Genomic DNA, 13602 nt, shown 5'->3' on the forward strand with positions numbered 1-13602 from the left:
ATCCTTTATCACTCTACCGAACTAAAGCGTTTTTGTATGACGTTTATAATAGCAGTTCAAATTACAGCTGTCAATATAAAGTTGCAAAAAAATTGTTAAAAAAAGAGCAGGACAGTATTCATTATGAATTCGTAGTCCTGCCCCGGCAAGGTTGACTAGGATTGAAAAAAGCTTGGCATCAGCGTATTTTCAATCCAGTCAACTACTGCCAATATATGGAGTTCATAGCCTAAAACATAATGATGTCCCCAGATCATTTATAACTTGAAATAGTTGATTTCAGGAACTGTGTTCCACTATGAATCTTTATGTTAATTGTTGTAACCACTTTACAATTGTTGGTATTAAATACCCTGTTGCACCTTTTGGACCATTATAGTTCTTATGAGCGATGGTAGCTGGACCCGCAATATCAAAATGTAAATGCGGCACACTTCCGCTAAAATGACTGATGAAAGCAGCTGCAAATAAAGCTTTACCTTGGCCATTCGTGTGATTGACTAAATCGGCAACATCTGACTGACGAATTAAACGTTGCTCTGTCGCAGTCATAGGTAGTTCAAATACATATTCTTCGTACTGTTGTGCAACGGTTAAAATTTCTTTTAGTTGATCATCTGCTTGTGAATTAAATACAGCAGCCTTATCTTCTCCTAAAGCAGCAATCGCTGCACCTGTTAACGTTGCAAAATCAAGAATGGCACTTGGCTGAAATTGACTCGCGTAAAAGACCGCATCTCCTAATACTAATCGACCTTCTGCATCACTATTGAGTACTTCAACTGTTTCACCACTAAGTGCCGTATAGATATCATCCGGCTTCATAGAGCTGTCGCTAATCATATTTTCAGCTGCCGCAATAATACCGACGACATTTATTGGCAGTTGTAAGCGTTCAATGGCATGCAACATGCCTACTACATTCGCTGCACCACACATATCAAATTTCATTGTTTGCATGCCTGCCTTTGACTTAATGCTATATCCTCCTGAATCATAGGTAATACCCTTACCTACAAGCATAATAGGTGCTTGCTCCTCATTTGTACCTTGATATGTCAATGTAATCAGTTGCGGTTCATGTGCAGAACCCTTGCCTACTGCGTGTAACAAACCAAAGCCTTCTGACAACAATTGTGTGCCATTTTTTATATCAATCTGAACAGCACGATCTTCAAAATGTTGTGTAATTTCATCGGCAAAAACTTTAGGCGTTAACAAATTAGGTGGCATATAACTGAAGTCACGTGCAACATTCACGCCTTCACCGACAATAACACCTTGCTCTAGGGTATGCTGTATCTCATCATCTATCTTATTCAAATAAATGGTTAAATGATATGGTACACGTTTATTTGATTTGTAATGATCAAATTGATAAATCGCTCGTGCACTTTGTAGTCCGAGCAATGTCGCGCAGTGTTGCTTGGACATTGTTTTAGATTGAAATGTCTCAAATAGTAGCTCGGCTTCTGCAATCATTTCTTTACGTAAATATTGAAATAATTGACCAAATCCACATAAATAATCAGCTGAAGTTAACGTTTTTAAATTACCTAAGCCAACTGTGATTAATCTTACTAGACGTTGATTAATATATAATGCTGTTGAAGAAATATGTCCTACATTAGCACTAATAATATGCTGATGCTTATAGCTCTCCAATAAATCTGTCAAATCGAGACCATCATAATCAATTGGCTCTAATTGATTCAGATGTGATGGTAATCCTATGATTAAAGTGTCCTTGGTACCTTGTTGTTGATTGAAAATTAATTGAACCATAGTATCATTCCTTTTATATAATTATTTAATTTTAAAATTTTCCTTATAAATTTAACTATATCATTTATAAATCATAACATAGTACCAATTAGGTATATCAATCATGTTAATATGTTGATTTAGGCACTAAAAAACCCCTTGCTCAATGCAAGAGGCTAAACGGTAGGTCAAAGTGTCCTATTAACTTTTTTTATGTTAATCGTCAGTCCATTATCTTAGAATTTACCTTTTTTGAATGCTAAACCTACGCCACCGATTTTGAATATTGCACGTGTATCGATCACTTTTTTCATGAAAGCAGCTTTTTTACCTGCAATGTCTCTACCGTATACAATACCAACACCATCATGTGAACCTAAAGAACATACTGTTCCGCGGTCAACATATTCAAAGTCAACTGTAGCTTCACCATTTAAGATATGTTTAATGTTTTTAGCCACGTGCTCACCTTGTTGCATAGCAATTTGAGCAGTTGTTGGTAATGGGCGTTCTTCACCAGCTGGAATAAACGCAGATACATCACCAATCACAAAGATATCGTCATGACCTTCGATAGTTAAATCTTGTTTGTTCACGATACGGCCACGTTTAACACCTTCAAATGATGCTTCCATTAATTGACTACCACGTACACCTGCAGCCCAAACTGAAGTACCCGCTTCTAATTGTTGTTCTTGATCATTGATTTTAACTACAAAACCTTTTTCGTTACAAGCAACGATTGGTGTAGCGATTTTAAATTCAACGCCGCGATCTTCTAAATACTTAACTGCGTAGTTAACTAACTCGTCTGAGAACATTGGTAACATTTTTGGTGCAGCTTCAACGCAAGTAATTCTAACCTTTTCTTGGTTTACACCATACTTATTACATAATTCAGGAATGCGGTCAGTTAATTCACCTAAAAATTCAATACCGGTGAATCCAGCGCCACCTACTAAAATAGCTAAGTCATTATCATTTTTCTCTTTTGAAGCTGCATAGTTGGCAAATTTATCTTCAATATGACGAGATAAATGACGGGCAGTATCAACATTTTCAATTTGGAAAGCATAGTCTTTCATACCGCTGATACCAAATGTTTCAGTTTCAAAGCCTAATGCAACAACTAAAATATCGTAGTTAAAAATACCGCTATCTGTTTCTACTTTTTTCGCATTGCGGTCAATTTTAGTCACTTCAGCATTGACGAAGTTTACTTTGTCTTTTTTAAGTACGCTTTCAACTGGATATATTAAATCTTCGTAGCTAATAGTCCCAGCTGACGCTTCATGTAACCACGTTGATTCATAGTGATATTTATTTTTATTCACCAATGTAATTTCTGCTTCTTCAGCTGAAACATGCTTTTGTAATTTTGTTACAGTTTGTAATCCAGCATAACCTGCACCTAATACAAGTATTTTTTTCCGTTCTTGAGCCATTACTATTCACCTAAGCTTTCATTTGATTTAATTTCTACGTAGTCTAAAGTATGTGACAATAATACAATTCATAAGTTAATTCAATATGAATGTGTTGCAAAAAACAATTTATAGACTTTATACATACGTATCAATGTCTTTTTATAATCTTGATCAAGTCATTTGAGTTCACAAAAAAGACAAAATCTTCAATCCATGTTTAATTCTATAGTTTTTAGCTTACATTTTCAAGCGAATATAGGTTTAAAGTAAAAGTTGTTAATAGTTTGTTATTTTTTAACCATTAGTTATGAAAGTAGCAATGGCTTTCTTGTTGAAGCATATTTAGTAACGTCTCGGCGTCTATAGCTTCATATAAGTTTGTTAAACCAGGTTGTTTAACATTCCCTTGTAATATCAATATCGCCGTCCAATATAATGTCAAAGCAGTTACATCATTCCAATCTTGAGACCACCGTATTGAAATTGTCTTGTTATCATTTAACAGCAAACTAATGCATGTAAATGGCTCATGGCGATTGGCATCTGCTTCAAATTCATTGCGTAATATAGTGATGGCACTAGTGATATCATGTTGATCAAAGTGATATTTCGCTTGTACCATTTTATAGATAATACTGTCGTCTTTAAAAGCATTAAAGAAATGTGCTTCGTTAATCGTTGTTTGCTTAATATAATTTATAAAGTGTTGATTAATAATAGGAATGCAATGATATGGTGGTGCGTCTGACTCAAGCTGACGTGTTGTCATCATATAATTTGTAGGCGTTAACTCTCCTTGTGCTAAATACATTTGATTGTATGCATAAGGTGGATTAGATGTTGTCATCATTTCAAAGACAGCGGATTTAGATAGATGTCCTGTGCCTGAAAAATACATTTCTAAGGATTTTACTTCATTACGGCGATATGTATAATCAAGTAGGACTTCCGTTAATCCTGGGTTAACACCTGCAAATTGAATTGCATTGAGCTTTGCTCTACTTAGCTGGCTATGCAATTCCGTTTCATTGTTTGCCCACTGAATGTCTCCAGAAGCGTCGATATAGTGCGTGTGATATGTGAGACAATATCGTAATAATTGTCTGATTGCCTTTCCAGTGCAATTTATAATCAAATCACATCGACGTATCAATGATATGATTTCATCCTCACGCTCTAAATGAACGGTTGTAAATGTAACATGTGGTGGTAACTCATGTTGAGGTTGTAGTTGTCTAGAAGTAATAATAACGTCCATATTCTGATGGTTTGCTAATAATGTCGCAAGCTTATACCCTATTACACCATTGCCTCCGATAATACCAATACATTGTACCATTTATAATTTCCAACCTTCCGATTCACTTTTAATAGCTAAAAAGTCTTGATACATACCTGCTTCATTTGCAAGTGTATCATGCTGACCAAGTTGACAGATTTCTCCTTGTTGTAACACCACGATTTGGTCTGCATTTTTAATTGTTCCTAATTTGTGTGCAATCGTAATAACCGTTTTCCCTTTGCTCAGTTCATCAATCGCTTGTTGAATCAGATGTTCATTTTCAGGATCAATACTCGCTGTTGCTTCATCAAGAATAATGATAGGTGCATCTTTTAGAATGGCTCTGGCAATAGAGATGCGTTGTTTTTCACCACCTGAAAGATTATTTCCTTTTTCGTTGACAACGGTTTGATAGCCTTGAGGTAAAGACATGATAAAATCATGACAACAGGCCTGTTTCGCTGCTTCAACCACTTCTTCTTGTGTCGCATGAGGTTTCCCAAATAAAATATTGTTTTCGATAGTATCATTAAACAAGTAAACTTTTTGAAAAACTGCACTAATATGTGACATCAATGTGCTTAGTGTCATATCTCTAATATCTACGTCACCAATACGTATACTACCTTCATCGACATCGTAAAATCTTAACAGCAAATGACACAGTGTTGACTTACCACTTCCAGATGGTCCAATAATCGCTGTTGACGTTTGTGCATCAATGTTAAATGTCACATCTTTAATAACGGATTGTTGCTCATAGGCAAAGCTTACATGATCAAAGGCTATATTATAGTTGGTAATATTTTGGTTCGTTGCAGTTTCATTGAGCTCTGGAGCCGTTTTTATCTCGGCGATATCATCCAGTGTCACATCAATAATTTCTAACACATGTGCTGCATTATTAATATGCTCTATACTATCAAAGATGACAAATGAAAATATAGCCATCATAATGAGCATCGGTAGTTCAATTGTATGGTTAAAATATAATAAAGTTGCGACAAGCACAATAAGTACTGAAACAATTTTTAAACTTAATAAGTGAAGTAAATTAAACGGTGTATATTGCAGTTCTATTTTAGAATTTGTACGCTTACTATCGTCAACAGCACGATTGAAGCTATTTAAACTCGTATCTTCTTTAGAAAAAGCTTTAATGACTTGAATACCTCTTACAACTTCTAACACCTTCTCAACAAGCTGATTTTGTGCATAGTGATATTTCGGTGCATTACGATGACTTATTTTTTCTAAGACATAAATACTCAGTAATGATAGCAAGACACCGCAAAGTGCAACCAACGCAACCTGCCATGAAACAACGGCTAATGATAGAATAAGTACCGTGATTAGGATATATCCATTCACCACTATATCAACCATTTTCATGGCATAGTTTTCTAAAAATGTTAAATCTGAAGTTACGGTTGTTGAGAGCTCATTCGAATGATTACGCTCAAAATATCCTAAACGCACATTTTTTAATTTTTCACCAATGGTTAATCTCTCTGTAGCACTCATTTCGTAGGCAATACTCTCTTGTAACCTATTTTTCGCATACGCAGTGATGAAACGTGCCAACACTAATACAATCATGACACCAAGCACCAAAAATATTTCATTACTTTCAATATCTTGATGTGTTAACATGCGATTAAACACATTGGCAGCTAAGAAGATAGGCATTGCAATAAAAATTGCATTCAGAAATGACATGACAAATCCTAAAATCATTCGAGCTTTGAAGGGTGCAGTCCATTTTAAAATTTTATTGGTTATTTGAAACATCGGAATCCTCCTTATCGTCTATCACTACGACGTGACGCCCCAGTCTTTAACACCTCTATGAATCGTCCACATTTTGTGATATGTACCTTGATTTTTAAGCAACGCTTCATGTGTACCTTGCTCAGCAATACGATGTTGATCTAACACTATGATTTGATCTGCTTGTTTAATCGTCGATAAACGATGTGCAATCACAATTAACGTTTTATTGTGTGTTAATGCATTTAAAGCACTTTGAATCTTTTGTTCATTGTCTGGATCTACATAAGCTGTTGCTTCATCTAGAACGATGATAGGTGCATCTTTCAAAATCATACGTGCAATCGTCACACGTTGTTTTTCTCCACCTGATAATTTATCACCAACAGCACCCACATATGTATCATAGCCTTGAGGTAACTGTTGAATAAAATCATGACATTGTGCTTGTTTAGCAGCAGCAATAACATCTTGATCTGATGCTTCAGGACGTCCTAATTTAATATTTTCTTTAAAGGTTAAGTTTAATAAAAAGTTATCTTGACCAACAAAACCGACTAAATCATTCAATTGTTTAGAGCTGATATTTTTAATGTTGGCATCTCCTATTAAAATGTCACCACGGGTTACATCCCAAAATCTCAATAATAATTTAGCAATCGTGGATTTCCCGGTTCCAGAAGGACCAACTATAGCGGTAAAGGTCTGGCTAGGAATTGTAAAGTTTAAGTGATCAAAAACAAGGTCTTCACTTTCACCTGTATAAGAAAAACCGACATCATTAAACGTAATATTGGTATTTTTAGGCTGTTGAAATTGTTCGGGTTGACTTAATTCTTCTAAATCTAAAATTGTTTGTACTTCAGAAATTGCATATTGAATCGACTTTAATTGATTCACATAATTAGTGAAGTTCTTAATTGGTGCAACGACACCTAAAGATAACACTAAACATAAGAAAAATGATGCTTGATCTAATTGATGTATGGCCACCAGATACATCCCCATAGGTAAGACCCCTAAAAAGGTTGATGGTAAGATGCTGGCACCTAAATTCATATAACCCCATGTTTGTTTAAACCAATTTAATGTATGTGTCTTATAATCATTGACGGCATCTTTATATTTTTGATAAGACTTTTGCGATTGATTAAATGTCTTAATTACCTCAATACCTTCGATATATTCTACAATTGAACTATTCATATAATTATTTGATGCCATTTGTGCAGCATACGTATCATTAAAGCCAGACATTAACTTTTTAAATGCAAAAAATGATATCGGAATTGTAATGAGCATTGCACATGCCATCCGCCAATCAATGACAATCATACAAACAAAAATCGCGAGTGATAATAATAAGTTGCCAATGACTTCAGGAATAATATGTGCTAGAGGTAATTCGATTGTTTCAACTTTGTCTACCATAATGCTCTTAAGTTCACCGATTTTTTTCGCTTCCACAACACCGAGTGGTAATCGCATAAGTTTCTGTGCCAATCGTTTTCTAATTGTTGACAATATGTCATAAGCTGTTACATGGGACAGCATGGTAGAACAACCGAAAAAGATAACTTGTAATACATAGGCTAAAAGCGCTATGCCAATGTAAAATAATACGTTGTGTGTTTCTTTATGCCCAGCTATCACATACAGAATAATTCGATAGACTGCCCAATATGGAACTAAACCTGAAAACACACTCAAGATGGATAACAAGACCGATAACACAATTTTTCCTTTACTATCTTTACCGAAATTCAATAAAGATGTGAACCAATGTGAGCGATTTGTCATGTTTGTTACTCCTTTCTTTTACCTCATGATACTTGGAAATATGATGCCAATTTATCATGACCTGCATGATCTAATGGATAATGATCTATGACTTGTCCAGCTGCAAAATGCATGACATAACTGCATAATTCTAAAATTAAAGCATAATCATGCGTGATAATAAAAACGCGCTTACCTTGTGCATGGACCGTCTGAATATTCTGTGCGACTTGCTTCATGTGATATAAATCTAAACCTGACGTTGGCTCATCAAAAATAATAAAATCTTTATTGCTGATAAGCGCGGTCGCTATTGCAACACGTTGCTTTTCACCACCAGACAATGAGCGTGGATGCGCCTCTTTTTTAGCCAATAAATTCATGTGTTTCAAAATAGCATTAACATGTGTTTCTTCTATATCTTGATTGAGTAGTTTCATTTCTTGGTCAACACTTTCTGTAAACAATTGTGTGTTGACATCTTGAAATACCATATAGCTATGCTTTAATAATTGTTTCCTTTTTGCATGACATTGTTGCCATGAGACACTTCCTTTGAATCCCTTTGCTAAACCACAAAAACAACGTGCAAAGGTGGACTTTCCACTACCATTATCACCAATTATGGCAATCATTTCATGTTCAGGTATGCTGAAATCTGCAATATTTAGTTGTTTAGTTTGTCTCCATTTGTTGTAACCATAGCTGAAATCTTTAATGTGTATTGACGGTTGATTATCGTTATGAGGCATATCGTTTTTTATTGGGCAGGCTTGATATCTTAATCCCATTGTTTCATACTGTTGTTGTTCGAGCGCACGAAAATCATTCACCGTAAAACACTGTTGCAATTGTCCGCTATCGATATAATAGATATTGTCAGCCAAATCAAGCGCATAATCGAGACGATGATCTATAATGATTACCGTCGTCCCTTGTTGCTTCAAATAACGTATCATCTGCTGAAGCTTTTTAATACTATACATATCTAAATTGGAAGAAGGCTCATCCAAGACGACGATTTCTGGCTTACTAATTAGCACGGAAGCACATGCAATCATCTGCTTTTCGCCTCCAGACAACTCAAAGATATTCCGCTGTAATAAATGTGTTAACTCAAAATAATTCATGGTTTGTTCAATTTTCTGCATGATTGTAGCTGGTGGAACACCTTGATTTTCCAGGTTAAAAGCCAGTTCACTGGTTGTATCCACGTTATAGAATTGTGTTTTAGGATTTTGAAATACGCTGCCTACCATGGTCGAAATTTCATACATGGATAATTCAGCCATCGATTGTTGATTAAGATAAATGTCTCCTTCAATGTCACCCGTTTGAACCTTTGGTATTAAGCCATTAATCAATTTTGCTATGGTTGATTTACCGCTGCCTGACTTCCCACAAAATATAGCAACTTCACCTTGTTTGATTTCTAAAGATAACTGCTTTAGTGCTGGATGTGTTGCTTCAGCATAAGTAAAAGATACGTTGTCAAATTTAATCATCAACTTAATTTCTCCTTATAATAATTCACCCACAATGCCAACATAACAATAAAGAACACCATATCTAACCACTTAAATTTGACTGTACATATATTTGTCCTTGCGTGTGGTGCATCAATGCCACGTGTCATTGCAGCAAAGGATAAATCATTGCCAATTTGTACGACTGATATAATCAGTGGAATGAGACGATACTCTAAATTTTTAAAAATATGTCGTCTTAACGTAATACCGCGCATTTTCATGGCATGATTAATATTCCTATACTCTTCTGAAATCGTTGGAAAAAAGCGAAAAATAACAGTGATTGGAATAATAACGTTGCGTGGCATTTTTATTTTTTCCATAGCGGCTATAAATTCGCTCACTTTAGTTGAATATAATGTAAAATAACCTACAATGAAACCAGGCAACATATTCATAAATATGCCTACGCAAGCCAACAAGATAAACTGCAGCATACCATGTGTATACGGCACAACATAAGCTTGTAAAAGCATCAGTATCACGAACAACATTGTAAACTTTAAAAAAGCTAAGTATTTATATATAGAAAGTAACAAGCTCAATGAACATAACGTAATCGTAATACGTAAGATACTTTGTGAACTACCACTTGAAATAAGAATAGTGCTCACAGTAATTGTCAGTAAAATCTTAGTTCGAGGGTCTAATTGTGCTAACCGTGTTCTATCATCTTTAAATAAAGAACTTATTTTACTCACATAAGCCCCGCCTTTTTAAAATGTTTACTAAACATTTTCTTACCTAACCAAGCACCTAAGAGCCCACCAACGATTGTTAAAACAAACATAATTGGTAACGTCCATAATGGCGTTATAGATGCTAATGTTTGCACATATTCATGCCCATAAGATTGTTCTAACTCTTTAAAATACGCCTCTCTAGCTAAAAACATACGCAACACAAAGCCCATCATCCACAATGAAAAGACCGCATAACCCCATGCAATATTATTCCAAGCTTTGTAATCACCTTGTTTCATAATCAAATCACCAAGCAATCCACAAATCAATCCAGCTGGAATCATAATTAGTCCACTTCCCATGATGGTAAAAGCTAGCCCTAATATAAATCCAGTTAGTGTTAACATCCCAAACTTTTCAATTTTCATCACATATAAAATAAACGGTATACCACAAACGATTGGACAAATTAATCCTAAAAATGGAATTAAAAACGGTATATAACCTAGCATAAAAGTAACAAAAAAGACGACCAAATAAATGGCTGTAAAAATACCTACTGTAATTAAATCTTTAACGTTTAACTGTTTCATAAAAATGACTCCTTTACTAATGAGCTATTAAATTTGCTATTGCTGTGGCATTATCTTTATCTTCTACGCAATCGTAATGATTACCTGGAATATTTTTTTGTTCAAAATTACCTATGCAATATTGTTCCCATTGATCATTATCTTGTGCTGGCAATAAAGAACTATTTTCTTTTTGTTGCGCATTTAAATACGTAACATCCCCAATGTAAGTCGTGGGCACCATATGTGCGGATTCCCAACTTGCCATTTGAACTTGATAAGAAGACATTAAAAATGCTTCATTAATAGTTTCTCCATTTGTTTCCTCTATTACATTCGCATAAATCTTAAATCGTTCATCAAATGTTTTGCGTTCAAAAAAATGTTTTAATTGTGTAACTAATTGATCTGATTCCCCATATTTATTTTCCAGGAAATCTAATAAATGATATTGTTTGTCTTGTTCTATGTTGCTATACATTTCTTTAATACTCTGAGTTAATTTATTGTATTCAATATCAGGAATGACATCAGAGATTGTTATAAAATGATTTTGTATATATGCCATTTCTGACACGATGTCATCTATTTGAGATATAGGTGATATCGATGTATCAATTAACGTCACATGTTCTACGTCAATGCCTTGTAGTGTTAAAATATTAGCAGTTTCTAACGCCACCAATCCGCCCGAACAATATCCTACAAGATGAATCGATTCATAATCCGTTTCACTAATCATTTCAGCATAGGATTCACTAATTTTTTTAACAAGATTTTGACGATTGATATGACAATATTGCTCTTGATTGTTAATGGTAATTCCTGCCAGTGCATCGCGATCAATAGCTTTTAAATCATCGATTAAATAACGCAAACAATTCATCGTTCCTAAACCAGCATGAAATAGTATTTTTAGTGTCGTACCTTCCTTTTTAAAGAATGTCAACTTCCCGATTGATTGATTACTTTCCGACTCCTTCACATTTTCTACTTCAGCAATTTTGGTATTAATTGCATTGAATAGCATATTAATCGTGGGTTCGGCTAATAATTTTCGTAATAAACCATCAAAATTGATGATTTCATAATCATGTGATTTACACGATTCAACCACTTGAGTAGAAAGTCGTGCTAATACTAGTGAATCCGCACCAAAGTTATAAAAATTGTCATCATAAGATAGTGAATTGACTTGTAATATCGACTGACAATGGTCGATGATTTCTTGCTTTAAAGATTCGGGTACTAAATCTGCTTGAACATCAGATGTTTTATTATCTATTTGTTTGACGTCTTGCTGTTGTGACATGATTTGCTGATACGCACTTGTTTTTCTTTCAGTGTCATACCAAAAGCTAAGTGCCTTAGTTAAACTTTCACTAGTTGTATAATTCATGAGCATGTGTTCTAAATCCATAATAAACCTATTGATAAATGCTTCTTTAAAAATACCTTGTCTCGTATCAATATTAACGTTTAACTTACCGTTAATTTCCATGATTTGACAATCCATAAACACTTGTGGCGATTGACTTAAGCCTTCATCCCCAATTTTCAAATGCTCAAAGTGCATATCTCCAGTCCCTAATGAACTTGTAAAAACAATAGGATACAGACGATTTGAATTTGTTTTTCTAATCTCTCTAATTAAATCAACACCGGTAAAAGTGTTATGCTGTAAGTCCTCTAATAGTGTAGCTTGAATCTTTGAAGCGTTTTCCAAAAACGAACTATTTTCATCAACATTGATTGATAATAAGTTCGTAGAGGTGAAATCACCGACAATATGATCAATATCTTTATATGTTTCATTACGGTTCATCGTCGTTAAATTGACTACAAATGTCTGTTGATCGATCCACTTATTGACAACACAAGCAAATGCGGTTAGTACAAGTGTATTTGGCGTTAATCCATGCTGTTGTGCAAATGTTTTTAAATTTAACCATGACTGACGATTGACTACAAATGAATTTCTTACAAATAAATCTTTGGCATTATCAATAGTAATTGGTAATTGTGGATATTGTCCTAAATGTGGCAACTTATTTAACCAATATTGCTGATCAACCAAATATTTAGAGCTTGCCTTAGTTAATTCGCTTTGCATATATATATCTTTTAGCTCGTAGTCTTGAGATGTATCAATAACGTCATTTTCATTAAAATAGGCACTTTCAAACGCTTTAAGTAATATCCAAATACTTGTCCAATCTAAAATTAAAAAATCAAACGATAGGTGCAGTATGGATTGCTCATGTCGTTGCGTAATACCTATATCAAATAATGGCCATGTTGCTGGATCATATTGTTTATCTTGAAGTTGTTCTCGTATTAAATGACTGTCACCATTTTCATTATTTACTAATAATTTATAATCTAAGTCACCTGACAATATCGTTTGTGTCTCCCATGAGTCAATAATCGTCCTCAAAGCTTGATGTTTCTTTATGAGTTTATTCCATAATTGATTAGCTCGCTCTATGTCTAATTTAGGAAATTTGACTTCAAAATAGACATGACTTGATACATCTCCAAATTTGCTTTGTTGCCCTATTAGATAGGCACTTTGAATGTCTTTTAAGGGAAAGCGTGTTGCACTTTGATAATAATTAACGTCACTATGTTTTAATAAAAGCTTTAAAATATCCTGTTTGTTTTGCTTCAAAAATGCTAATATTTTTTCATTTATTTTTGCATTTTTACTTTTATAATGTAATTGACCGTTTTTCGTCCACAGCGTTATACCTTGCTTATATAACTCAATGAGTTGCTGCTCTAAATTCACCTTTA

General features: G+C 34.4%; 9 protein-coding genes. All 9 read right to left on the bottom strand.

Annotated elements, in window-relative coordinates:
• Positions 1-306: 306 nt before the first annotated feature.
• Positions 307-1785: a M17 family metallopeptidase gene (locus AL499_RS03920; RefSeq protein ID WP_002491935.1), complete on the bottom strand. Its 1479-nt coding sequence runs from the start codon at positions 1783-1785 to the stop codon at positions 307-309.
• Positions 1786-2000: 215 nt separating this feature from the next.
• A complete protein-coding gene (locus AL499_RS03925) occupies positions 2001-3209 on the bottom strand; it encodes an NAD(P)/FAD-dependent oxidoreductase (RefSeq protein WP_002491937.1) in 1209 nt (402 codons plus the stop codon).
• A 283-nt stretch (positions 3210-3492) separates the two neighbouring features.
• Positions 3493-4530, bottom strand: a complete 1038-nt coding sequence (locus tag AL499_RS03930; protein ID WP_002491940.1) for a saccharopine dehydrogenase NADP-binding domain-containing protein — start codon at positions 4528-4530, stop codon at positions 3493-3495.
• Positions 4531-6264 carry an ABC transporter ATP-binding protein gene (locus tag AL499_RS03935; protein ID WP_002491930.1) on the bottom strand — a complete coding sequence of 578 codons (1734 nt, stop codon included), beginning with the start codon at positions 6262-6264 and terminating at the stop codon, positions 4531-4533. It abuts the gene before it with no gap.
• 24 nt (positions 6265-6288) lie between these two features.
• On the bottom strand, positions 6289-8043 hold the full coding sequence (locus AL499_RS03940) for an ABC transporter ATP-binding protein (protein WP_002491931.1): 1755 nt from the start codon (positions 8041-8043) through the stop codon (positions 6289-6291).
• Between the two features lie 23 nt (positions 8044-8066).
• Positions 8067-9527 (bottom strand): ABC transporter ATP-binding protein, encoded by a 1461-nt coding sequence (locus tag AL499_RS03945; protein WP_002491928.1) that lies wholly within the window; start codon positions 9525-9527, stop codon positions 8067-8069.
• Positions 9527-10252, bottom strand: coding sequence for an energy-coupling factor transporter transmembrane component T (locus AL499_RS03950; protein ID WP_002478458.1), 726 nt, complete (start codon positions 10250-10252; stop codon positions 9527-9529). Before AL499_RS03950 ends, AL499_RS03945 begins: the two co-directional genes overlap by 1 nt.
• Positions 10249-10827 carry an MptD family putative ECF transporter S component gene (locus AL499_RS03955; RefSeq protein WP_002491936.1) on the bottom strand — a complete coding sequence of 193 codons (579 nt, stop codon included), beginning with the start codon at positions 10825-10827 and terminating at the stop codon, positions 10249-10251. The genes AL499_RS03950 and AL499_RS03955 overlap by 4 nt, the downstream gene beginning before the upstream one ends.
• A 16-nt stretch (positions 10828-10843) precedes the next feature.
• Positions 10844-13597 (bottom strand): condensation domain-containing protein, encoded by a 2754-nt coding sequence (locus AL499_RS03960; RefSeq protein ID WP_002491939.1) that lies wholly within the window; start codon positions 13595-13597, stop codon positions 10844-10846.
• Between the last annotated feature and the right edge of the window lie 5 nt (positions 13598-13602).

The organism is Staphylococcus lugdunensis, from assembly GCF_001558775.1.
Classification (GTDB): Bacteria; Bacillota; Bacilli; order Staphylococcales; family Staphylococcaceae; genus Staphylococcus; species Staphylococcus lugdunensis.

What these genes read in the sequence shown, in the direction of transcription:
- AL499_RS03930 (WP_002491940.1), bottom strand. Translation starts at nt 4,530, where the DNA reads ATGGTACAATGTATTGGTATTATCGGAGGCAATGGTGTAATAGGGTAT.
- AL499_RS03920 (WP_002491935.1), bottom strand. Translation starts at nt 1,785, where the DNA reads ATGGTTCAATTAATTTTCAATCAACAACAAGGTACCAAGGACACTTTA.
- AL499_RS03945 (WP_002491928.1), bottom strand. Translation starts at nt 9,527, where the DNA reads ATGATTAAATTTGACAACGTATCTTTTACTTATGCTGAAGCAACACAT.
- AL499_RS03935 (WP_002491930.1), bottom strand. Translation starts at nt 6,264, where the DNA reads ATGTTTCAAATAACCAATAAAATTTTAAAATGGACTGCACCCTTCAAA.
- AL499_RS03940 (WP_002491931.1), bottom strand. Translation starts at nt 8,043, where the DNA reads ATGACAAATCGCTCACATTGGTTCACATCTTTATTGAATTTCGGTAAA.
- AL499_RS03955 (WP_002491936.1), bottom strand. Translation starts at nt 10,827, where the DNA reads ATGAAACAGTTAAACGTTAAAGATTTAATTACAGTAGGTATTTTTACA.
- AL499_RS03925 (WP_002491937.1), bottom strand. Translation starts at nt 3,209, where the DNA reads ATGGCTCAAGAACGGAAAAAAATACTTGTATTAGGTGCAGGTTATGCT.